The following is a 21,414-nucleotide window of genomic DNA, read 5'->3' as shown; positions in this document are numbered from 1 at the left end:
CAGGCGCTCACGCGCTGGCGACAGCGGCGCGGCATCAGCCGCCGGCGCAGAACGCCGCGTAGTCGATGTAGCCGGGGAACGGCGTGCCCGGCGCGCATACCGCGCAGCCAGGATCCGCCGGCAGCCTGGTTTCGCGGAACCGCATGCCCAGGGCGTCGAAATGCAGCAGGCGGCCGGCGAGCGGCTCGCCGACGTGCAGCAGGAGCTTCAGCGCCTCGGTTGCCTGCAGCATGCCGATCACGCCCGGGAGTACGCCGAGCACGCCGGCCTCGCTGCAGTTGGGTGCGGACTCCGGCGGTGGCGGCTCGGGGAACAGGCAGCGGTAGCACGGCGCCTGACCGCGGTGGCGGCCCGCGTCGAACACGCTCACCTGGCCTTCGAAGCGGTGCACGGCGCCGTAGACCAGCGGTATGCCGAGCTTCACGCAGGCGTCGTTGAGCAGGTAGCGCACGGCGAAGTTGTCGGCACCGTCCACCACCAGGTCAATGCCCTCGAGCAGGCGCTCGACGTTGGCGGACGTGACCCGCTCGCGGATCGCCTCGACCTTGATGCGCGGGTTCAGCGCCGACAGGCGGGTCTCGGCCGAGTCGACCTTGGCCATGCCGATGTCGGCGTCGGTATGCAGGATCTGGCGCTGCAGGTTGCTGCGCTCGATGATGTCGTCGTCTGCGATGCGCAGGTGGCCGATGCCGGCCGCGGCCAGGTAGAACGCCGCGGGCGATCCCAGCCCGCCGGCGCCCAGCATCAGCACGTGGGAAGCCTCGAGGCGGCGCTGTCCACGCGAGCCCACTTCCGGCAGGAGCAGGTGGCGCGAGTAGCGTTCGTGGAAATCGCGGTCGACCTCGTGCGCCGCGGGACGCGTGACCGGCAGGCCTTCGGCGATCCAGCGCAGCGTGCCGCCGCGAACCGTGGTGACGTTGCGATAGCCGAGCCGCTGCAGCGCCTCGGCGGCGAGCATCGAGCGGCCACCGGTCTGGCAGATCAGCAGCAGCTCGGTATCGCGGTCCGGGAAGTGGAAGCCCGGATCGTCCTCGAGTTCGGCGCGGGGGATCCCGACTGCGCCGTCGGCCATGCCGGCTGCGTACTCGTGTTCTTCGCGCACATCGACCAGGCGGGCACCGGCAGTGAGTCGCCGCTGCGCTTCGCGCGGCGTGGTTTCGTTGGCAGGCATGCCGTGATTATCGCCCAACGCCGCCGCCTCGCCGACTGCGGGAAACCCGAGGTCGACATGATGCGCGCTTCGCGCGGTTCAGCACGGAAGCACGTCGACGAACGCTCCCGCGGGGTAGTCCCGCGCGCCCTCCTCGAGCACCAGAAGGACATCGGCATCCGCCGCCGCGCGCATCCGGTGCGAGCCGTCCGCGGGGCTCGGCTCGACCTCCGGAACACCGTCCGCGCCCTGCCCCAGCCGCCCGCGCAGGAACTCGAGGCGCTCGTGGCCCTTGTGCCACGGCGTCGCCAACCTTGCGCGCCAGCGCGGGCGTGCGGCGGTCCTGCCCTGCATGGCGTCGACCAGCGGGCGGCCGAGCGTCAGCCATGTCGCCAGCACCGAGACCGGGTTGCCGGGGAGGCACAGGAACAGCGCTTCGCCGAGGCCGCCGCCTTCCGCCAGCAGCACCGGCATGCCCGGCTTCATGCGGACCTTCCAGAACGCGATGCGCGCCTCGGCCTGCAACAGCGCCGGAATATGGTCCTTCTCGCCCACCGACACCGCGCCGCAGGTCAGCACCAGGTCGAAGGCATGCCCGGCGTGGCGCAGCGCGGATTCGACCTGCTCCGGATCATCGGGCAGCGTGGGCCACGCGACCGGCTCCAGGCCGTCGGCGCGCAGCAGGCCCATCAGCAGTTCGCGGTTGCTGTTGTGGATTTGCCCGGGCGCCAGCGGCAGTCCCGGCTCGACCAGCTCGTCACCGGTGGTGAATACGGCCACGGTCGGGCGGCGTGCGACTGGCAGCGTCGGAACACCTTGCGACGCGGCAAGCGCGACGCGCGCAGGGGTGAGCACCTCGCCCGCACGCAGCAGGAGGTCGCCGGGCACGCAGTCTTCGCCGGCCAGGCGCACGTGGCGGCCTGCCGCAGGCGCCACCAGCACATCAACCTTGTCACCGTCGACACGCGCGTCCTCCTTCATGGCCACGGTGTCCGTACCTGAAGGCAGTGGCGCGCCGGTGGTGATGCGGACGCACTCACCAGCGCCGACCAGGAACGGCTGCGCGCGGCCGGCAAACTGCTCGCCCACCAGCCGCAGCCGGGTGATGCCGTCGGGGACGAGGTCCACATGGCGCAACGCGTAGCCGTCCATCGCCGAATTGTCGAACGGTGGCTGGGCAATGCCGGCCACCAGGTCCGCGGCCAGCACATGGCCGTGCGCGCGCGCAAGCGACACGTCCTGCGCGCCCGTGGCACGGGCGACGCCCAGCGTGCGGACGATCGCCAGCGCTTCGGCGTGGCTGATCCGGCTCGGGAACGGGGCCTGATCGCTCATGGCGACGCGACGATGCCGGCGGCGGCCAGGTCCGCCGGCGTGTTGAGGTTGCCGAAGCGCACGCCTTCGAACCGCACACAGGCCATGGCGAGGCTCGACTGCAGGTCCTGCACCGCATGCGCGCCGGACGCGATGACTGCCGGCAGCGCCGCGCGCAGGGCGGCTACGCGCCACAGCGCGACCAGCGGCTGGACGCCATCATCGTCTTCGGCAAATGCGCCTTCAGCGCCCGCCGCACGCAGGCTGCGAAGCAGGCAGTCGTTCACCGAGAGCAGGTCGACCGGCAGCGTCAGCAGCCACGGCGTGGCGCATGCCTCGGCCAAGGCATCAAGGCCGCCGAGCGGTCCGATGCCGGTGAACCGGTCGGCGACGGCATCCATGTCGTGCGCCGCATAGCGGTCGTGATCGCGGTTGGCGCTGGCCAGCACCGCGTCCACTTCGCCACGGACGCGTTCCGCCAGCCGCAGCACCTGTGGCATGCCGCCGCGTTCGAGCCAGGCCTTGTCGATCCCGCCGAGGCGCGTGGCGCGTCCACCGGCCAGGAGCCCGAGCGTCGTCGCCCCGGCGTTCACTTCCCGCGCTTGACGTGGCGGATCATCCGCCGCTTCTTGACCACCTGCCGCGCGCTGAGCACGTTCTTGCGGTCCTTGTAGGGATTCTCGCCTTCCTTGAACACCAGTTGCACGGGCGTTCCGACCAGCTTGAAGCGCTTGCGGAAGAAGTTCTCGAGGTAGCGCTTGTAGCTGTCGGGCAACGTGCGCAGGCGCGTGCCGTGGATGACGATGGTCGGCGGGTTTTCACCACCGGGATGCGCGAAGCGCAGCTTGGCGGCATGTCCGCGCACCACCGGCGGCGGATTGGATTCGTACGCCACCTCGACCGCACGCGTGACTTCGGCGGTGCTGAACTGGCGCGTGGCCGAGGCGTGCGCGCGATGGATGGCGCGGAACAGCTCGCGCAGGCCGGAGCCGTGCAGCGCGCTGATGCGCACCGCCTCCGCCCACTCCACGAACGCCAGCTTGCGCGACAGCAGCGACTCGACCTGCTCGCGCTGGTAGTCGCTCTGCCCATCCCACTTGTTCACCGCCACCACCAGGGCACGGCCGGCATCGAGCACGGCACCCAGCACGCTGGCGTCCTGGTCGGTCACGCCTTCGTTGGCGTCGATCATCACCACGGCGACCTGGCACTGCTCGATCGACTGCAGGGTCTTGATGATCGAGAAGGTCTCCACCGCTTCGTCGACGCGCGACTTGCGGCGGATGCCGGCGGTGTCGACCAGCCGGTAGCGGCGGCCGTCGCGCTCGAGGTCGGCGGCAATCGAATCGCGCGTGGTGCCGGCGACTTCGGAGGCGATCATCCGCTCCTCGCCGAGGATGCGGTTGACCAGCGTCGACTTGCCGACGTTGGGGCGCCCGACGAAGGCGACGCGGACACGCTCCGGATCATTGTCCGGCACGGGGGCTTCGCCCTGCTCGGGCAACTTCGCCAGGATCTCGTCCACCAGGTCGTCGATGCCGTGGCGGTGCGCCGACGACACCGCGAAGACATCGCTGAAGCCGTAGCGCGAGAACTCCGCGAGCGATTCGCGCGCGTCGATGCCGTCGGTCTTGTTGACCACCAGGAACGTTGGACGCGACGCCTTGCGCAGCCAGGCGAGAATCTCGTCGTCGAGCGCCGAAGGGCCTTCGCGGCCATCGACGACGAACAGCACCAGGTCGGCCTCCTCGGCGCCGGCGCGGGCCTGGCGCGCGGTGGCGCCGGCCAGGTTGCCGGTTTCGAGATGGACATTGCCGGCAGAGATGCCGCCGGTATCGACCAGCGCGAAGGGACGGTCCTCGTCCAGCCGGCAGACCCCGTAATGGCGATCCCGGGTCACACCCGGCTGGTCATGGACCAGCGCGTCACGCGTGCGCGTCAACGCATTGAAAAGCGTCGACTTCCCGACGTTCGGGCGACCAACCAGAGCGACCAGTGGGAACATGGGTCAGTCAATGCGCCAGGCGCTGATATCGCCGTCGACGTCCTGCACCACGAGGATGCCGTCGGCCACCACCGGCGGACCAGCCAGGGCATTGCGGCCCGCACGCTCGCGCGCCACGAACTCGCCGTCCAGCAGGCGCATCCAGTGCAGGTAGCCATCGAAGTCGCCGACCACGGCATAGCTGCCGTGGATCCGCGCCGGACCCAGGTTGCGGTTGGTCAGAGCGGGCTGCCGCCAGTAGGAAGTACCGACGTACTTGTCGATGGCCCACACGGTGCCGGCCTTGTCACTCACGACGAGCCGGTCGCTGCCCACTGAAACGCCGCCTGCGCCACCGCTCTCCGCTGCCCAGATCGGGCGCCCGCTCGGCGCCTCGAAGGCCATCGTCCGGCCCTTGTAGCTGGTTGCGAACAGGACCGGGCCGTCGAGCACCGGAGCGCCGTCGACGTCCGCCATGCGATCGAGTTCGGTGCGGCCGTCGCCAAGCGAGATCGGTTGCTCCCAGAGCACCCGCCCATCGCCGAGCGCAAGCGCGACCACGCGGCCGTCGTCCAGGCCGACGAAGGCGTGCCCGGGCCCCAGGGTCACCGGCGCGTTGCCGCGCACGGTGAGCGAAGGCAGGTCCTGGACCCAGAACCAGCGCCGCTCGCCATTGGACGCGTCGAACGCGGTGACACGCCCTTCATTGGAGCGCACCAGTACCAGCCCCTGGCCGATCGTGGGCGCGGCAATGACTTCGCTGACGACCTTCGCCGTCCAACGTTCCGCTCCGGTGGCCGCATCCAGCGCCACCAATTCACCGTCGAGGCTGCCCACGACCACCAGCCCATCGCCGGCTCCCGGGCCGCCGGACAGGCGCAGGTCGCTTGCGTGATGCCAGGCCTGTGCCCCGGACTGCAGATCAAATGCGCGGACGCCGCCCTTGATCGAGGCAGCGAATACCCTGCCATCGGCCACTGCCGGGCCCTGGCGTACGCCGGTGGAGCCTTCGCCCTTGCCGGCGCTGGCCTTCCAGATGCGGGTGGGCGTTGCGGTGGCTTCGAACTTGACGAGCTCGGCCGGCTCGCCGGCCTTGGCGTCGTCGCCCTTGCCGCCAAACCAGCCCTTGACGGTGCTGCAGCCCGTGACCACGGCCAGGCAGACCAGGATGGTCGCGGCGCGGGTGGCGAATCGGGAACCGGCCCGGGTTGGGCTGGTGCGCTGTGCTTCGGTCATCGGGCGTCGCTCTCCGTGTGGGCCGGCACGCCGCCGGCATCGATCAACTTGATTTCGAGCAGGCGCCGCTGCGGCACCGCGGCGACATCAAGCGCGGCGAGGGCCGCGGTGTAGGCTTCGCGCGCATCGTCCGCACGACCGGCCACCATGTGTGCATCGCCTCGGGTTTCGAGGCTGCCGGCATCGGTGGCGTCGCCCAGCACCGCCAGCGCCTCGTCGGCCTTGCCCGCAGCGACATGCAGGCTCGCCAGGCGGCGCGCAACGACCGACTCGAGCGCGGGGCCCGGATCGGTGAGGGCGGACAGCGTCGCGGTGGCGGCTTCGGTGTCACCGGCATCGACCTGCGCTTTCGCCAGGTCAAGCGCGAGCAATGCCGCGAACGCGCCGTCGTGCAGGTCGGCAGCGGCTGCAAGCTCGCGGGCCTTGTCCAGATCACCGGCGGCAATGCTCGCGTTCACCGCGGCGTAGGCGTCGCTCTGCGCCATGCGCTGATCCAGGCGGTGGTCCTGCCACTGCTGGAAGCCCCAGACCAGGCCGAGTGCCACCGCAATGCCGGCGACAACGCCAAGGGCGTTTTCGCGCACCCACTGGCGAACACGCTCGCCCTGTTCGTGCTCATCGAGCAACTCGTCTACTGCCATGACCATCCGATCGGGCTGCGAGCCACCCGGCGTATCCGCGGGCAGCTATGGGAAGGAATGTGACCCGCGAACGGGTCCTCGGTTGCACGCGGATGGCCCGCCTTGCGGGCCACCGCTGCCGTGGCACCCCTGGTCAACGACCAGCGGGTACCAGCGATCCGTCAGAGGATACCGTAAAGCGGGCGACGTTCGCCCGAAGGAACGGTGCGAGGTCCAGCTCGGCCCCGTTGCGCCGCAGCTCGACCGCGGACGCGTTGCCGAACACCATGCCCCCAACCTCGCCGGTGGCGAAGCTGCGTGTGGTGCCTGCGCGCAGCAGCGACTGCTCGATGACGCGCCCGTCACTGCCGGTGATTTCCACCCAGCTGTCGTCGACCAGCCGCAGTTCGAGCGCCACCGCCGCGCTGCTGGAGCGCTGCGCGACCGGCGCCATCGAGGCAACCAGAGGCACAGGCTGGCGAGCCCCGGCGACCCCTGGCGCGCCGGACTGGCGAGCCGTGGAGGCCACAGGCACGTCAAGCGAGGCGGATTCGGCACCCTGCGTGGCGAGATGCGGTCTGGTGGCCAGCCACACCGGCAGTGCGATGGCTGCGGTGATCACCACGTACACCAGGCGCTTGGCGAACTGTTCGGCCACAATCTGCATGCGTGGCACGTAGGTGCGCGGCACCAGTGTCACCGGCTCCACCGGGGCGACCCCGACTACGGCCTGCATGGTGGCGGTGGACAGGCCCAGCAGGCGCGAATAGCTGCGCAACTGTCCGCGCACGTAGACCGGCGCGCCCAGCCGGCTCCAGTCCTCGGCCTCGAGCGACTCGACAACGCGCACCGGCATCCGCAGCCTGGCGGCAACGTCTTCGATGGAGAGGCCCGCGGCCTCGCGGGCATTGCGTAGGCGGCGGCCACAGCCGTAGTCGGCATCGGCGGCCACATTCTTGTCTGGCGGCATCATCGTGAACTGCTGTCCCCGGGCAGCACTGCCTGCGCGTGCGGGAATTCCGTCCGCAGGCGCTGAACATAACGAGCGGCGGCAGCCTTGTCGCCGAGCTTTTCCTCGATCTGTGACGCAAGTTGCAGCGCGGCCGGCGACGCCGGCCCCGCGTCCAGCCGACGTTGCGAGAATGCCCGCGCCTCGAAGTATTCCCCGCGCCCGTGCAAATGCCTGGCCAGCGCCTCCAGGCCGACGGCGTTGACCGGATCGAGGGCCAGTGCCGCGCGCAGGTCGCGCTCGGCGCGCCCCGGCTGGCCGCCGGCATCGGCACAGGCGCCTGCGTTGGCCAGCGCCGAGGCGGGGCTGGCGTAGCTGCGGTCGGCCAGGGCGCGGTCGAACCACGTGATCGACTCGGCGGCGCGGCCGTTGCGGCACAGCCAGGCGCCGTTGTTGTTCAAGGTGGCACCTGAGGGCTTGAGCTCGGCGGCGCGCGCATAGTGCTTGCCGGCATCGCGATCCTCGCCCTGGTTCTCGAGCGCCAATGCAAGCAGCGTGTGCGCATCGGCGTCGCGGCCGTCGACCTTCATCGCCTGTCGCGCCTCGCTGGCGGCGTCGGCGTACCGGCCCGCGTGCAATGCCTGTTCGCCACGCAGCAGGTGGCCGCGTGCGGACGTCTTGCCGCGCGACTTGCTGTCATCGCTGAAGTCGTACACGGGCGCGATCTGCGTCGAGTCGCCGCGCTGCGCGCTCGGCTTTATGAACGTGAGTCGCGAGCAGCCGGCGGCCACCAGCGTGCAGGCGATCACCAGGCCGAAGAATTCAAGCCGCCGCATCACCGCCCTCCCCGCCCGTGACCTGTTCGAGGTGCTTGCGGAACTCGGCCTGGCGGCGGGTGCGGTCGGCCACCTGGCCCTTGAGCTGGCCGCAGGCGGCATCGATGTCGTCGCCACGCGTGCGCCGCACCATGGTCAGCACCTGCGCATCGAGCAGCAGCTTCTGGAATGCGCGGATCTCGTCCTCGCCGGAGCGCTGGAAACGCGTGCCCGGGAACGGGTTGAACGGAATCAGGTTGACCTTGGCGGCATCCTTCACCTGGAGCGCGTTGCCGAACTGGCGCATCAGCCGGGCCAGCTGGCGCGCGTGCACCGGCTGGTCGTTGACGTCCTTCATCAGCGTGTATTCGAAGGTGATCGACGAGCGCGGCTTGCGGCGCACGTAGCGTTCGCAGGCGGCCATCAGCTCGGCGATGGGGTACTTCTTGTTGAGCGGGACGAGTTCGGTGCGCAGCTCGTCGTTGGCGGCATGCAGGGACACGGCCAGCGAGACGTCACTTTCTTCGGACAGCCGGTCGATCATCGGCACCATGCCGGCGGTGGAGAGGGTCACGCGCTTGTTGGCCAGGCCGTAGCCGAGGTCGTCGCGCATCACGCTCATCGCGCGCACCACGTTGTCGAAGTTCATCAGCGGCTCGCCCATGCCCATCATCACCACGTTGGTGAGGCGCCGCTGCTTGTGGGGAATGTTGCCGAGGTGCTTCGCCGCAACCCACACCTGGCCGATGATCTCGGCGGTGGACAGGTTTCGGTTGAAGCCCTGGGTCGCGGTGGAGCAGAACTGGCAGTTGAGCGCGCAGCCGACCTGGGACGACACGCACAGCGTGCCGCGCCCCTTGTCCGGGATGTACACGGTCTCGATGGCGTTCTTGCCATCCATGCCCAGCAGCCACTTGTGGGTGCCGTCGGTGGAAGGCTTGTCGAAATGCACCTGCGGCACGATCACCTCGGCGCGCTCCAGCAACTTCGCGCGCAGGGGCTTGCCGAGATCGGTCATCTCGTCGAAGTCGGTGACGTGGCGGTGGTGGATCCACTTCATCACCTGATGCGCACGGAAACGCTTCTCGCCGAGTTCGTCGGCGAAAAAGCGCTCCAGGCCCTCGCGATCGAGGTCGAGCAGGTTCTGCTTGTCTGTGGATTCGGTCACTGGGCTTCTAGGGTCAAGAGCATTTGCCACGGATCACGCGGATCAAGGGCGCGGCCACCGCGCAAATCCGTGGCAAAAAAGATCAACGAGCGTAAACGTCGGTCGACGGGAAGAAGTACGCGATCTCGACGGCGGCGGTATCCGCAGCGTCGGAACCGTGCACGGCGTTCGCGTCGATGGAGTCGGCGAAGTCGGCGCGGATCGTGCCCGCGGCGGCATCCTTCGGGTTGGTGGCGCCCATCAGGTCGCGGTGCTTGAGCACGGCACCCTCGCCTTCCAGTACCTGGATCATCACCGGGCCGCTGATCATGAACTCGACCAGTGCGTTGAAGAACGGGCGCTCGCGGTGCACGGCGTAGAAGCCTTCGGCCTCCGCGCGCGACAGCTGCTTCATTTTCGCGGCGGCGATCTTGAGGCCGGCCTTCTCGAAGCGGGCATAGATCTCGCCGATGACGTTCTTGGCGACGGCATCGGGCTTGATGATGGACAGGGTGCGCTCCAGCGCCATGGGAAATCTCCGGAAGGCGGGCCGCCATGTCTCAGGCAGTCCCAGAAGGTAACAGAAAAAACCCACGCAGGGCGCGGGTTTAGCCGATATGGCTAGTGTGATTCTACCGGAACGCACACGCCGCCTGCACGCACTTCCGACATGATCGGCGATTGACCGGAGCGGCGGCCTGCACCTAGTATCAAAACAAGCGTTTGATTCAGGAGCGGTTCCCCCGCAGCCATGGTGACCACCCAATTCTCGACCAAGGACAGGATCCTCGGAGCCGCCGAGGAACTGTTCGCGCTGCACGGCTTCGGCGGCACGTCGTTGCGCCAGGTGACCAGCCGCGCCGACGTCAATATCGCGGCGGTCAACTACCACTTCGGCAGCAAGGAAAACCTGATCAACGAGGTCTTCCGCCGCCGCATGGACGAGATGAGCCGGCGCCGCCTCGAACTCCTCGCCGAGGCCCGCGAGACCTCGCCCGGCGCCCTGGAGCCGCTGCTGGCGGCATTCATCGAGCCCGCGCTGGCGCTCGCCCGGGACCGCCAGGGCGGGGTTGCCTTCATCCGCGTGATCGCCCGCGCCTACGCCGAGAAAAACGACGGCCTGCGCAAGTTTCTGTCCGAACAGTACGGCCACGTGCTGCGCGAGTTCGCCAAGGCGATCGCCGAGTGCGTGCCGCAGCTGGACAAGGAGCAGCTCTATTGGCGCCTGGACTTCCTGGCGGGCGCGCTGACCTACGCAATGTCGGAGTTCGGCCTGATCAAGCGGCCCGCGACGGTCAGCGAGGTTGCGCACCGAAAGCGCGCCGCCGAGGAATTGATCCGCTTCGCGGCGGCCGGCCTCAAAAGCTGACGCGAGACCAACAATCAAATTGTTTGAAATCAATACACTGGAACATGTAGTTCAAGTTGATTGACAATCCACCAGGCCTCCCATCGGACGGCCTGGGCTGCATACCCGGCGATCCGCGCATGTCGGCACGGACCCGGACTGATGAACGAGTCCCTCATGGAGCCAGGAAACATGTCCGAGAAATTGCTTGTGCGCAGGGCCGCGGTACTCGGCGCCGGGGTGATGGGAGCGCAGATCGCGGCCCACCTGACCAATGCCGGCGTCGACACGGTGCTGTTCGACCTGCCGGCCAAGGACGGTGATCCGAACGGCATCGTCACCAGGGCGATCGCCAACCTCGGAAAGCTGAGCCCGGCCCCGCTGGCGTCGAAAGATCTCGCCACGGCGATCACCCCGGCCAACTACGAACTCGCGCTGCAGCGTCTCAAGGACTGCGACCTGGTCATCGAGGCGATCGCCGAGCGCATGGACTGGAAGCAGGATCTGTACGCGAAGATCGCGCCGTTCATCGCCGACCACGCCGTGCTCGCCAGCAACACCTCGGGCCTGGGCATCAACAAGCTGGCCGACGTGCTGCCGGAATCCCTGCGCAGCCGCTTCTGCGGCGTGCACTTCTTCAACCCGCCGCGCTACATGCACCTGGCGGAGCTGATTCCCGCGCGCAGCACCGACAAGGCCGTGCTCCAGGGGCTGGAGACGTTCCTGACCACCACGCTGGGCAAGGGCGTCGTGTACGCCCGCGACACGCCGAACTTCATCGGCAACCGCATCGGCGTGTTCTCGATCCTGTCGACCATCCACCACACCCGCGAGTCGGGGCTCGGGTTCGACGAGGTCGATGCGCTGACCGGGCCGCTGGTGGGGCGCCCGAAGTCGGCGACCTATCGCACGTCCGATGTCGTCGGCCTGGACACCATGGCCCACGTCATCAAGACCATGGCCGACACCCTGCCCGACGATCCCTGGCACAAGTACTTCAAGTCGCCGAAGTGGCTCGCCGCGCTTGTCGAGAAGGGCGCGCTGGGCCAGAAGACCGGTGCCGGCATCTTCCGCAAGGTAGGCAAGGACATCATGGTCGTCGACCCGGCGGCCGGTGATTACCGCCCCGCCGACCGCGCGGCGGCGCCCGAGGTGGTCGAAATCCTGAAGACGCGCGACCCGGTCGAGAAGTTCGCGAAACTGCGCGCCAGCGACCACCCCCAGGCCAAGTTCCTCTGGGCCACCTTCCGCGACCTGTTCCACTACAGCGCCTACCACCTGGCCGACATCGCCGAGACCGCGCGCGATGTCGACCTGGCAATCCGCTGGGGTTACGGCTGGTCGCTCGGCCCGTTCGAGACCTGGCAGGCGGCGGGCTGGAAGCAGGTCGCGCAGTGGATCGCGGACGACATCGTCGCCGGCAAGGCGATGAGCGACGCTCCCCTGCCCGACTGGGTGTTCGACGGCCGCGATGGGGTGCATTCGGCCGAGGGCAGCTACAGCCCGGGCAAGAACGCCCGGCTTCCGCGCTCCGCGCTGCCGGTATACAAGCGCCAGCGCTTCCCGGATCCGCTGCTGGGCGAGTCGTTCGCCAAGGGCGAGACGGTGTTCGAGAACGACGGCATCCGCATGTGGACCGACGGCAACGACGTCGCAGTGGCGTCGTTCAAGACCAAGATGCACACGGTGTCCGACCATGTGCTGGACGGCCTGCAGGAAGCGGTGGCGCGCGCCGAGCGCGATTTCGCCGGCCTGGTGATCTGGCAGCCGAAGGAGCCGTTCTCGGCCGGCGCGGACCTGGCCGGTGCGCTCGGGCTGCTGCAGGCGGGCAAGGTCGATGCGTTCGAAGCCATGGTGAAGAACTTCCAGGCCACCAGCCAGGCGATCAAGTATTCGCTGGTGCCGGTGGTGGCCGCGGTGCGCGGCCTGGCTCTTGGCGGAGGCTGCGAGTTCCAGATGCACAGTGCCCGAACCGTCGCCCACCTCGAGAGCTACGTCGGGCTGGTCGAGGCCGGCGTCGGCCTGCTGCCGGCCGGCGGCGGCCTGAAGGAGCTCGCGGTGCGGGCCTCGCAGGCCGCGGGGCCGAACGGCGACGTGTTCGCCGAACTCAAGCGCGTGTTCGAGACCGTCGCGATGGCCAAGGCTTCTGCCTCGGCGGTCGAGGCCAAGGAGCTCGGCCTGATGCGCGCCGGCGACCGGGTCGTGTTCAACGCCTTCGAGCTTCTGCACGTCGCGCGCCACGAAGCGGCGGCGCTTGCCGAAGGCGGCTACCGCCCGCCGATGCCCGCCCGCCAGGTTCGCGTGGCCGGTGACGTCGGCATCGCGACTTTCAAGATGCTGCTGGTCAACATGCTGGAGGGCCGTTTCATCAGCGAGTACGACTACGAGATCGCCAGCCGCATCGCCACCGTGCTGTGCGGAGGCGAGGTCGACCGCGGCGCGCTCGTCGACGAGGACTGGCTGCTGCGCCTCGAGCGCCAGCACTTCGTGGAGCTCGCGCAGCAGGAAAAAACCCAGGCGCGCATCGCGCACATGCTCAAGACCGGCAAGCCGCTGCGCAACTGACGCGCGCCCGACGACACAGGACAAGACCAACATGAGCAAGCAGATCCAGGACGCCTACATCGTCGCCGCCACCCGCACTCCGGTGGGCAAGGCGCCCAAGGGCGTGTTCCGCAACACCCGGCCCGACGACATGCTGGCGCACGTGCTGAAGGCCGTCGTCGCGCAGGCGCCGGGCATCGACGTCAACCGCATCGATGACGCCATCATCGGCTGCGCCATGCCCGAGGCCGAGCAAGGCATGAACGTGGCACGCATCGGCGTGCTGCTGGCCGGCTTGCCGGATGCACTGGCGGCGCAGACCGTCAACCGCTTCTGCGCCTCCGGCCTCCAGGCGGTCGCGCTGGCGGCCGACCAGATCCGGCTGGGCAACGCCGACCTGGTGCTCGCCGGCGGCACCGAGAGCATGAGCATGGTGCCGATGATGGGCAACAAGGTGGCGTTGTCACCCAGCGTGTTCCGCGACGACCACGTGGCCATCGCCTATGGCATGGGCATCACCGCGGAAAAGGTTGCCGAGGAATGGAAGGTCTCGCGCGAGGACCAGGATGCGTTCGCGGTCGACTCGCACCTCAAGGCGCTGGCGGCTGCCAAGGACGGCGAGTTCCGCGACGAGATCAGCCCCTACGAAGTGCTCTCGCGCCAGCCCGACCTCGGCGGCAAGACCATCCGCACGAAGAAGCTGCTCGTCGAGCACGACGAGGGCCCGCGTGCCGATACGTCGGCGGAAGGCTTGGCCAAGCTGCGACCGGTGTTCCGCAACGGCCAGTTCGGGGGCACCGTGACTGCCGGAAACTCCTCGCAGATGAGCGACGGTGCGGGCGCGGTGCTGCTTGCGTCCGAGCAGGCCATCAAGGACTACGGCCTGACGCCGCTTGCCCGCTTCGTGTCGTTCTCGGTGGCCGGCGTGCGCCCCGAAGTGATGGGGATCGGACCGATCGCGGCCATCCCGAAGGCGCTGAAACAGGCGGGCCTGACCCGTGACCAACTCGACTGGATCGAGCTCAACGAAGCTTTTGCCGCGCAGGCGCTGGCGGTGATACGCGATTGCGGGCTCGATCCGTCAAGGATCAACCCGCTGGGCGGTGCAATCGCGCTGGGGCATCCGCTCGGAGCCACGGGCGCGGTGCGCACGGCCACCATCGTCCACGGCATGCGGCGGCGGGCGCAGAAATACGGAATGGTGACGATGTGCATCGGCACCGGCATGGGCGCCGCTGGCATTTTCGAGGCGCTCTGACAGAACGGGATGATCCGCGCGATGCGATCAGCGCATCGCGCGGATCATGGCGAGTCAGCGCGCCCGGCCGTAGATCTCGACGCGGGTGCTGCCGTCGGGGTTCTGGGTGCGCGACACCACGGAGCTGGGCATCGCGGAACCGACGCTGGACATGTAGATCAGGATCCAGTCTTCCGCTTCGCCATTGCTGGCGAATTGCCCGTCGATTTTGCACATGCTGCTCTTGCAGTCCATGCTCAGGCTGGTCGGCCTGACGCCGGCCGTTTCGAAGCCGGATTGGCCGGCAATGCCCGCCAGCTCGGCTTCCTTCTGCGGTGCCCACGCCGGGTCCACCTGCTCGGCGGCGAACCGCTCGGCGGACTGCTTCTTCAAGGCGGCGGTGCGCGCCATCTGCTCGTCGCGACGCTGCGCGCGGCGTGCGACATGATCGATCAGCTGGGCTTCGGTCGAGGCGCCCTGCCTGGCCGGGGATCGTGACGGCCGGTTGCCGGGTGCCGGGGCGGTTTGTGCGACAGCATTCGCCGCGGGAGCCTCGGACAGGGCCGCATCTCGTGCGGGGTCACGCTGGCCGCGCATCGCGATCGTACCGATGACCACCGCGGCAACCAGCACCGCGGCGACGACGAGGGGGGTCTTGTTGTTGCGATTCATGCGTCGGCTTGGCCTCTGTGGATGCGGGCTGCACAGCCCTTGACACCCCTGAAACGAAAAGGCGCCGGATAGACCGGCGCCCCTGCGATTTCCTGCAACTGCTGGATCAGACCGCGTCGTCCGACGCCCAGTAGATGTAGGTATCGTTCACGCCCACGCCGACAGGCAGGTTGCAGCTGATGGCGACCAGGCCCGTGGCGAGGCCACCGCCGGGGAAGTCCTCGGCGTACCAGACCATGTTTTCGCTCTGGGCACCGGGCGCAATCACCTCGGTCAGGCTGATGAACTCGTTGTCACCAGTCTGCCACCCGGTCACGGCGGTGCAGGTCAGCGAAACCGGTGCAGCGGTGTTGTTGGTGAAGTAGGTGTCAACCATCAGCGCCGAATTGTCGACGGCTTCGTAGCTGTCGAACTCGAAGCCGCAGGTGATGAAGCTCGACGAGGTGCCTTCGTTCTGGATGGCGAGCGGGCGCTTGCGGATGGCGGTTTCGAACGCCGGCAGGGCGCCCTGGCAGCGGGCAGCCGGCTGCGAGCCATTGGCGTGCACAGTCTGGGCAGTGGCAGGAATGCTATAGGTCGCGGCTGCCGCGAGCGTCAGCGCGGCAAATGTGGATACAAGCTTCATGGAATGGATCTCTCCCTAGGGTGATGTGCAGTCACTTGACGTAGGGACGCACTGCGCGCCCCCCGACCCGGCGACTATAACCATACCTCCGTGAAGCTGTCACGCGCGCCTCGATCAATCTTTACTGCGAGTCGACTACGCCCAATTCAGCCAATGCATCTCGCATGAACCCCTGGGCCGCCTCACTGAGGAGTTCGTGGTCCAGTGCATGGCGTATGGTGGCCTCGATCAGGCCTATGTGGGTACCGCAGTCGAAGCGGGTGCCCTGGAACCGGTAGGCCAGCACTTCTTCCTCGGCCAGCAGGGCGGAAATCGCGTCGGTGAGCTGGATCTCCCCGCCCCGCCCGGGCGGCGTGTCCTCGAGCAGCGAGAAGATGCGCGGTGACAGGACGTAGCGCCCTACCACCGCCAGGTCGCTCGGGGCGTCCTCGGGTGACGGCTTCTCCACCATCGCGGTGATCCGGCCAACACGGTCCTGGAACTCGCGGGTGGCGACAATGCCGTAGCTCGACGTCTGTTCCCTCGGCACGGTCTGCGTGGCGATCACGCTGGCGCCGGACGCCTCGGCCAGGTCGGCCATCTGCGCCAGCGCCCCCGGGCCGCGGTTCCAGATCAGGTCGTCGGGCAGCATCACGGCAAACGGCTCGTCCCCGACGACCGCCTTGGCACAGAGAACGGCGTGGCCCAGCCCCAGCGCTTCGGTCTGGGTGACGAACACCGCGCGTACCCCAGCGGGAAGCACGTTGCGGATCACATCAAGCAATTCGTGCTTGCCCGCTTTTTCCAGCTTCTGCTCGAGCTCGTAGGCCTTGTCGAAGTAGTCGGCCACCGCGTGCTTGTAGCGGTTGGTCACGAAGATCAGCGTGTCGCAGCCGGCTTCCACGGCCTCGTCCACCGCGTACTGGATCAGCGGGCGGTCGACGATCGGCAGCATCTCCTTCGGAACCGTCTTGGTGGCGGGCAGGAACCTGGTGCCGAGCCCTGCCACCGGGAAAACCGCCTTGCGGATGCGTTGCGTCATGTCTTTCTCGCGTTCCTTGCGGGGAAAGCGACCACCGTGGCCGCCATCTTCTGTTCATCCTGCGCCTTGAGGGGCGCGAACTCGGGGACCGAGTCACGCAACAGCCGGCCCAGCGCTTCCACATCGTAGCGGCCCACGGCGTCGTGCATGCGCGCGATCGCCGCCTCGATGCGTTCGGTCACCACGTCGCGCGCTTCCGCCTGGAGGATCTTGGGATGCGCGGTCGGGCGGTAGCGCTCCTCCGCGTGGAACAACGTCTCGTGGAGTTTCTCGCCCTGGCGGAGGCCGGTGTACACGATCGCGATATCGCGCCCGGGCTGCTTGCCGGCCAATGTGATCATCTGTTCGGCAAGCAGGCGGATCGAGACCGGCTCGCCCATGTCGAGCGTGTAGACCGCCTCGATGGAGCCGATCGCCACCGCCTGGAGGATCAGCTGGCAGGCCTCGGGAATGGTCATGAAATAGCGCGTGACCTCCGGGTCGGTGACAGTCACCGGCCCGCCCTGGCGGATCTGTGCACGGAACAGCGGAACGACGCTGCCGGCCGAGTCGAGCACGTTGCCGAACCGGACCGTCACGAAACGGGTGTTCCCGCGCCTCGTCATCGCCTGGCACACCATCTCCGCCAGGCGCTTGGTCGCGCCCAGCACGTTGACCGGGTCCACGGCCTTGTCCGTGGAGATGAGTACGAACGCGCCCACACCCGCGGCCTGCGCCTCGCGGGCGACGGTCTCGGTGGCCAGCACGTTGTTGCGCACGGCTTCGCGCAGCTGCGATTCCAGTACCGGCACCTGCTTGTAGGCGGCAGCGTGGAACACCGCCTCCGGTGACGACAGCGCCAGCGCGTGGCGGACCACGGCCGGGTCGCCGCAGTCGCCAAGCACGGGAATGCATTCGATCTGCGGGAAGTCCCTGCGCAACTCGGCTTCGGTGGTGGCCAGCGCCAGCTCATCCATCTCTATCAGCGTGATCTGGCGGGCACCATGGCGGGCGCACTGGCGGCAAAGCTCGGCGCCGATGGACCCGCCCGCGCCCGTGACCAGCACGCTGCGCCCGCCGAGCCAGCCACGGATCGCCTTCCAGTCGGGCGTGACCGGCTTGCGGCCCAGCAGGTCCTCGATCGCGACCTCCTTGAGTTCACCCGGCAGCGACCGGCCTTCCAGCAGGTCGTTGAGCCGTGGCACCGTACGGAACGGAAGGCCGGTGCGCTCGCAGGCGGCGACGACGCGTCGCATGGTGGTGGCGTCGAGCGACGGCATTGCGATGACCAGCAGCTGCGCCGCGGTCTCCGGCGCGATGCGGCCAAGGTCCTCGATCTTGCCGAGCACCGGCAGCCCCTGCAGGTAACTGCCGCGAAGCTTGGCGGCATCGTCCAGGAACCCCACCGGCTGGTACGCGCCAGCACGGCGCAGGTCACGGACCAGCGCTTCGCCGGCTTGCCCGGCGCCAAGGATCAGCACGCGCAGTGCGGCCTGGTCGGTCCGCGAAGTGCCGTGGTCCTTCCATGCCCGGTACAGCAGCCTGGGCATCCCGAGCAGTGCCGACAGGACAACCGGGTAGGCGAGCATCACCGTGCGCGGAATCTGCCCGGCACGGTCGAAGACGAAGAACAGCAGCGGCACGATTGCGAGCAGGCCGAACATGCTCGCTTTCATGATGTTCACGAGGTCCGGGATGCTGGCAAAGCGCCACACGCCCCGGTAAAGGCCCACCTGCCAGAAGATCAATCCCTGGACCAGCAGGATGAGGGTGATCTCGGGTGTCAGTACCGCGCCGTCGGCGGTGCCGCCCAGCCCGGGTTGGCGGAAATAGTTGAGGCCGGACCAGGCCACCCACACCATCAACAGGTCGTGGGCGACAACGGCGTAGCGCGGCAATGCAATCCTGAACCTGTCCTTCCAGAAGGTCATCTAATGGCGATCCTGCTTGTCTGGGTGCCCGACGCTCCCCCGTGCAGCGCGCCATGCAACTGCCGCGACCAGCAGGCACACAGCCGCCGCGGAAAAACGAAATGATGCCACTCGCGACGCTGCGACAACTGCAAGCAGCAACGCACACGCTGTCCATGCGCCATATAGCAGTGTGACCGGTCGATGGTCGGCGAAGCTGAATGCCAGCTGCTGGTAGGAATGCTGCACGTGCGCCGTCCACCACGTCTCACCACGCACGATGCGCCAGGCCAATGTCAATGTCGCGTCAACCAGGAAGGCGGAGAGCGGCAGCAGGAGGACCGGAAGCAGCCCGGCTCCACCCACGTCGGACCATACGAGGACACTCGCCTGGACCGCAATGGCGTAGCCAAGCGTGCCGCTGCCGACATCCCCCAGGAAAATCCGCGCACGCGGGAAATTCATCGGCAGGAACCCCGCGCAAGCCGCGACCAGCACCAGGGCCAGGACAGCGCCTGCGCTGGCCATCCCCGAAAGCAGGGCGACCGCGAGCGCGACCAGCGCGGCCTGGCTCGCCGCCAGTCCGTCGATGCCGTCCATGAAATTCCATACGTTGACGAGTACCGGCACTGCGACCAGCGCGAACAGCGCCTGCCAGGGAAGTGCGCCGTTGGCAGCCAATGCAACCGCGATCAACGCGCCCGCCGCGACATGTGCCGCAAGCCGCCACCACGCCGACAGCGTCCGGTGGTCGTCGACGAAGCCAACGCCACCGACCAGCAGCAACCCCGCCAGGACGGCGGCCGCCAGCGTGACCGGCACCTGCAACAGCCACGGCGCAACCAGCCACGCCAACCCCCAGGCGAGGGCGATGCCGATCCCGCCACCGCGCGGAGTCGGCACCTTGTGGCTGCGCCGCTCGCCTGGATGGTCAAGCAGCTGGTGGCGCAGCGCATGCCAGCGGGCCCCGCGCGCACCGATGGCCGCGATCACCGCAGACGCCAGCAACCAGGGCACGAGCCAAGTCCACTCCACGCCGGCCACGCTCAGACCACTGCGTAATTCAAAAGCGGTTTGATCGTGCCCCATTCCTTGCAGGACGGGCATTGCCAATGGTGGCTTCGCGCGCCAAACCCGCAGCGATTGCAGCGATAGCTCGGATTTCGCACCAGCAGCTGGTCGGTGATGTGGCGCAGTTGTTCCAGCGTCTCACCGTGTTCGACGCCATCGGCGAGCGCGAGTTCGATCAGCGCGGCCTCGCCCCGGACCGAAGGTCGGTCCTTCAACTGCTGCGCCAGGTAGCCACGCGCGGCCGACACGCCCTCCTCCGCCTGCACCAGCCGGGTCAGTGCCAACACCGGCGCGACGCCGCTGTAGTGCTCGGCCATCTCGGTCAGGAACGTGCGCGCGCCGGGGCCATCACCGACCCGCGCATACGCCGCGAGCAGGGCTGGCAGGAGTTCGGGCAGGAAATCCGGATCATGGCGCGCGGCGCGCTCGAACGCGCGGATGGCGGCAGTGTCATTGCCGGCATCGATCTCCAGCTTTCCCTCGAGCATGCCGGCTCGCACCGAGGTCGAATCAGCCGCATAGGCGCGCGCGATCGCGGAACGTGCGGCATCGCGATCTCCGGCCACGCGCAGGCGCTCGGCGAGCTCGCATTCGAACTGCCCCACCAGCTTGCCCATCGGCTCGCCGGTCGCGGCCTCGTAGCGGGTGGCGTTCTCGATCGCCTTCGGCCAGTCGCGCTCCGACTGGTAGATGCCGATCAGGTGCTTCAACGCCTGCGGCGCGCGCTGGTCGATCTGCGCGAGGTCGGTGAACACGGTCTCGGCGCGGTCGAGCAGGCCCGAGCGCATGTAGTCCTCGCCCAGCGCCAGCAGCGCCTGCACCTTCTGCTGGTCGTTGAGGTCCGGGCGCTGCACCAGGCCCTGGTGCAGGCGGATGGCGCGATCGACCTCGCCGCGACGGCGGAACAGGTGGCCAAGCGCGACCTGGGTCTCGAAGGTGTCCTTGTCGAGCTCGGCGATATGCAGGAACAGCTCAATGGCCTTGTCCGGCTGCTCGTTGAGCAGGTAGTTCAGGCCGCGAAAATAGGTTGTTGAGAGCTTGCTGACCTGGCTGTCGCTGTGGCGCTCGCCGCCACGGCGGCCGATCACCCAGCCCGACAGCGCCGCGATGGGCAGCAGCAGGAAAAACCAGAACCACTCGGTGATGAAGGCCATCTCAGCTCGCGTCGGTGGGGGTGGCGCGCGCGCGGCGCAGGCGCTGCTGCAGCGGCAGGACAACGGAGGCCACGATCGCCATTCCGCCAAGGATGGCGCCAAGCAGCAGCGTGGCCAGCAGCGCGACCCCGAGGGTCGGGCGCAGCGTGGCGATGCCGAAGTCCACGGCGACCACTTGCGGGTTGAGCGCACCCACGGCAACGCCTGCGGCGAGGCATGCAAGGGCGAACAGGATTCGGAAAGGACGCATAGGCCGCTAGCTTAGCCGAGCCCACGTCCCGCAGACAGACGTGGAGCGGTCAGTCCTCGGGAGGCAATGGCATCACGTCGCTGACGCGCTCGCGAAGCTCCTTGCCGGGCTTGAAGTGTGGGACATGCTTGCCGGGCAATGCCACGGCATCACCGGTCTTGGGATTGCGCCCGGTGCGGGGTGGACGGTAATGCAGGGAGAAGCTGCCGAAACCGCGCACTTCGATGCGTTCGCCGGTGGCCAGCGAGCCGCCCATCATCTCCAGCAGCGACTTCACCGCGAGGTCGACGTCGTCGGCCTTCAGGTGCCCCTGGCGCTGGGTGAGGATTTCGATCAGTTCGGACTTGGTCATGTTGCCATCGTGGCCTCGACAACCGAAAGCGGCCTG

Annotated in this window: 21 protein-coding genes; 3 read left to right on the top strand and 18 right to left on the bottom strand. The window is 68.3% G+C overall.

What is annotated here, in order from left to right; all coding sequences use genetic code 11:
• Positions 1-34: 34 nt before the first annotated feature.
• The 10 genes from moeB to ndk form a co-directional block, all read right to left on the bottom strand.
• Entirely contained in the window at positions 35-1,171 is a 1,137-nt protein-coding gene (gene moeB, locus JGR64_RS06690; RefSeq protein WP_199372614.1) for a molybdopterin-synthase adenylyltransferase MoeB, read from the bottom strand.
• A 78-nt stretch (positions 1,172-1,249) separates the two neighbouring features.
• The gene (gene glp / locus JGR64_RS06685) at positions 1,250-2,485 is read right to left on the bottom strand and encodes a gephyrin-like molybdotransferase Glp (protein WP_199372613.1); all 1,236 of its coding nucleotides are present in this window, start codon (positions 2,483-2,485) and stop codon (positions 1,250-1,252) included.
• Entirely contained in the window at positions 2,482-3,057 is a 576-nt protein-coding gene (locus JGR64_RS06680) for an NTP transferase domain-containing protein (RefSeq protein WP_199372612.1), read from the bottom strand. The genes glp and JGR64_RS06680 overlap by 4 nt, the downstream gene beginning before the upstream one ends.
• Positions 3,054-4,469: a ribosome biogenesis GTPase Der gene (gene der, locus JGR64_RS06675; protein WP_199372611.1), complete on the bottom strand. Its 1,416-nt coding sequence runs from the start codon at positions 4,467-4,469 to the stop codon at positions 3,054-3,056. Before der ends, JGR64_RS06680 begins: the two co-directional genes overlap by 4 nt.
• A gap of 3 nt (positions 4,470-4,472) precedes the next feature.
• Complete coding sequence (bamB, locus tag JGR64_RS06670; RefSeq protein ID WP_199372610.1) at positions 4,473-5,684, bottom strand: outer membrane protein assembly factor BamB; 1,212 nt, start codon at positions 5,682-5,684, stop codon at positions 4,473-4,475.
• On the bottom strand, positions 5,681-6,325 hold the full coding sequence (locus tag JGR64_RS06665) for a tetratricopeptide repeat protein (RefSeq protein ID WP_199372609.1): 645 nt from the start codon (positions 6,323-6,325) through the stop codon (positions 5,681-5,683). Before JGR64_RS06665 ends, bamB begins: the two co-directional genes overlap by 4 nt.
• Positions 6,326-6,458: 133 nt before the next feature.
• Positions 6,459-7,274, bottom strand: a complete 816-nt coding sequence (locus JGR64_RS06660; RefSeq protein ID WP_199373214.1) for a RodZ domain-containing protein — start codon at positions 7,272-7,274, stop codon at positions 6,459-6,461.
• Positions 7,274-8,089 carry a tetratricopeptide repeat protein gene (locus JGR64_RS06655; protein WP_233347995.1) on the bottom strand — a complete coding sequence of 272 codons (816 nt, stop codon included), beginning with the start codon at positions 8,087-8,089 and terminating at the stop codon, positions 7,274-7,276. Before JGR64_RS06655 ends, JGR64_RS06660 begins: the two co-directional genes overlap by 1 nt.
• Positions 8,076-9,236, bottom strand: coding sequence for a 23S rRNA (adenine(2503)-C(2))-methyltransferase RlmN (gene rlmN / locus JGR64_RS06650; protein WP_234447012.1), 1,161 nt, complete (start codon positions 9,234-9,236; stop codon positions 8,076-8,078). The genes JGR64_RS06655 and rlmN overlap by 14 nt, the downstream gene beginning before the upstream one ends.
• Before the next feature lie 82 nt (positions 9,237-9,318).
• A complete protein-coding gene (gene ndk, locus JGR64_RS06645) occupies positions 9,319-9,744 on the bottom strand; it encodes a nucleoside-diphosphate kinase (protein ID WP_199372607.1) in 426 nt (141 codons plus the stop codon).
• Positions 9,745-9,966: 222 nt separating this feature from the next.
• Between ndk and JGR64_RS06640 the strand changes: the two genes are divergently transcribed.
• From JGR64_RS06640 to JGR64_RS06630, 3 genes are all read left to right on the top strand, one after another.
• Positions 9,967-10,584, top strand: coding sequence for a TetR/AcrR family transcriptional regulator (locus JGR64_RS06640; protein WP_199372606.1), 618 nt, complete (start codon positions 9,967-9,969; stop codon positions 10,582-10,584).
• 171 nt (positions 10,585-10,755) lie between these two features.
• A complete protein-coding gene (locus JGR64_RS06635; protein WP_199372605.1) occupies positions 10,756-13,128 on the top strand; it encodes a 3-hydroxyacyl-CoA dehydrogenase/enoyl-CoA hydratase family protein in 2,373 nt (790 codons plus the stop codon).
• A gap of 31 nt (positions 13,129-13,159) precedes the next feature.
• Positions 13,160-14,365 carry an acetyl-CoA C-acyltransferase gene (locus JGR64_RS06630; RefSeq protein ID WP_199372604.1) on the top strand — a complete coding sequence of 402 codons (1,206 nt, stop codon included), beginning with the start codon at positions 13,160-13,162 and terminating at the stop codon, positions 14,363-14,365.
• Positions 14,366-14,419: 54 nt separating this feature from the next.
• Here JGR64_RS06630 and JGR64_RS06625 read toward each other — a convergent pair whose 3' ends face one another.
• From JGR64_RS06625 to JGR64_RS06590, 8 genes are all read right to left on the bottom strand, one after another.
• Positions 14,420-15,016 (bottom strand): hypothetical protein, encoded by a 597-nt coding sequence (locus JGR64_RS06625; protein WP_199372603.1) that lies wholly within the window; start codon positions 15,014-15,016, stop codon positions 14,420-14,422.
• A gap of 106 nt (positions 15,017-15,122) precedes the next feature.
• Positions 15,123-15,641 carry a hypothetical protein gene (locus tag JGR64_RS06620; RefSeq protein WP_199372602.1) on the bottom strand — a complete coding sequence of 173 codons (519 nt, stop codon included), beginning with the start codon at positions 15,639-15,641 and terminating at the stop codon, positions 15,123-15,125.
• Between the two features lie 121 nt (positions 15,642-15,762).
• Positions 15,763-16,662 (bottom strand): UTP--glucose-1-phosphate uridylyltransferase GalU, encoded by a 900-nt coding sequence (gene galU / locus JGR64_RS06615; protein ID WP_199372601.1) that lies wholly within the window; start codon positions 16,660-16,662, stop codon positions 15,763-15,765.
• Entirely contained in the window at positions 16,659-18,572 is a 1,914-nt protein-coding gene (locus tag JGR64_RS06610) for a nucleoside-diphosphate sugar epimerase/dehydratase (protein ID WP_199372600.1), read from the bottom strand. The genes galU and JGR64_RS06610 overlap by 4 nt, the downstream gene beginning before the upstream one ends.
• Entirely contained in the window at positions 18,573-19,658 is a 1,086-nt protein-coding gene (locus JGR64_RS06605; protein ID WP_233347994.1) for a hypothetical protein, read from the bottom strand.
• A complete protein-coding gene (gene lapB / locus JGR64_RS06600; protein ID WP_199372599.1) occupies positions 19,598-20,776 on the bottom strand; it encodes a lipopolysaccharide assembly protein LapB in 1,179 nt (392 codons plus the stop codon). The genes JGR64_RS06605 and lapB overlap by 61 nt, the downstream gene beginning before the upstream one ends.
• A 1-nt stretch (position 20,777) precedes the next feature.
• Positions 20,778-21,026 (bottom strand): lipopolysaccharide assembly protein LapA domain-containing protein, encoded by a 249-nt coding sequence (locus tag JGR64_RS06595; RefSeq protein ID WP_199372598.1) that lies wholly within the window; start codon positions 21,024-21,026, stop codon positions 20,778-20,780.
• Between the two features lie 49 nt (positions 21,027-21,075).
• Entirely contained in the window at positions 21,076-21,378 is a 303-nt protein-coding gene (locus tag JGR64_RS06590; protein WP_199372597.1) for an integration host factor subunit beta, read from the bottom strand.
• Positions 21,379-21,414: the final 36 nt, after the last annotated feature.

This window comes from Luteimonas sp. MC1572, assembly GCF_016615815.1.
In the GTDB taxonomy this organism is placed as follows: Bacteria; Pseudomonadota; Gammaproteobacteria; order Xanthomonadales; family Xanthomonadaceae; genus Luteimonas.
Note: the sequence above shows the minus strand (reverse complement) of the source record. Positions and strands in the feature narration are given on the sequence as shown.

Bases quoted from the DNA above. Each gene is read 5' to 3' on its own strand.
- bamB (WP_199372610.1), bottom strand. From the start codon at position 5,684: ATGACCGAAGCACAGCGCACCAGCCCAACCCGGGCCGGTTCCCGATTC.
- JGR64_RS06655 (WP_233347995.1), bottom strand. From the start codon at position 8,089: ATGCGGCGGCTTGAATTCTTCGGCCTGGTGATCGCCTGCACGCTGGTG.
- moeB (WP_199372614.1), bottom strand. From the start codon at position 1,171: ATGCCTGCCAACGAAACCACGCCGCGCGAAGCGCAGCGGCGACTCACT.
- JGR64_RS06625 (WP_199372603.1), bottom strand. From the start codon at position 15,016: ATGAATCGCAACAACAAGACCCCCCTCGTCGTCGCCGCGGTGCTGGTT.
- der (WP_199372611.1), bottom strand. From the start codon at position 4,469: ATGTTCCCACTGGTCGCTCTGGTTGGTCGCCCGAACGTCGGGAAGTCG.
- JGR64_RS06620 (WP_199372602.1), bottom strand. From the start codon at position 15,641: ATGAAGCTTGTATCCACATTTGCCGCGCTGACGCTCGCGGCAGCCGCG.
- lapB (WP_199372599.1), bottom strand. From the start codon at position 20,776: ATGGCCTTCATCACCGAGTGGTTCTGGTTTTTCCTGCTGCTGCCCATC.
- JGR64_RS06595 (WP_199372598.1), bottom strand. From the start codon at position 21,026: ATGCGTCCTTTCCGAATCCTGTTCGCCCTTGCATGCCTCGCCGCAGGC.
- JGR64_RS06640 (WP_199372606.1), top strand. From the start codon at position 9,967: ATGGTGACCACCCAATTCTCGACCAAGGACAGGATCCTCGGAGCCGCC.
- glp (WP_199372613.1), bottom strand. From the start codon at position 2,485: ATGAGCGATCAGGCCCCGTTCCCGAGCCGGATCAGCCACGCCGAAGCG.
- JGR64_RS06630 (WP_199372604.1), top strand. From the start codon at position 13,160: ATGAGCAAGCAGATCCAGGACGCCTACATCGTCGCCGCCACCCGCACT.
- JGR64_RS06605 (WP_233347994.1), bottom strand. From the start codon at position 19,658: ATGCCCGTCCTGCAAGGAATGGGGCACGATCAAACCGCTTTTGAATTA.
- JGR64_RS06665 (WP_199372609.1), bottom strand. From the start codon at position 6,325: ATGGCAGTAGACGAGTTGCTCGATGAGCACGAACAGGGCGAGCGTGTT.
- JGR64_RS06610 (WP_199372600.1), bottom strand. From the start codon at position 18,572: ATGACCTTCTGGAAGGACAGGTTCAGGATTGCATTGCCGCGCTACGCC.
- ndk (WP_199372607.1), bottom strand. From the start codon at position 9,744: ATGGCGCTGGAGCGCACCCTGTCCATCATCAAGCCCGATGCCGTCGCC.
- JGR64_RS06660 (WP_199373214.1), bottom strand. From the start codon at position 7,274: ATGCCGCCAGACAAGAATGTGGCCGCCGATGCCGACTACGGCTGTGGC.
- JGR64_RS06635 (WP_199372605.1), top strand. From the start codon at position 10,756: ATGTCCGAGAAATTGCTTGTGCGCAGGGCCGCGGTACTCGGCGCCGGG.
- galU (WP_199372601.1), bottom strand. From the start codon at position 16,662: ATGACGCAACGCATCCGCAAGGCGGTTTTCCCGGTGGCAGGGCTCGGC.
- JGR64_RS06590 (WP_199372597.1), bottom strand. From the start codon at position 21,378: ATGACCAAGTCCGAACTGATCGAAATCCTCACCCAGCGCCAGGGGCAC.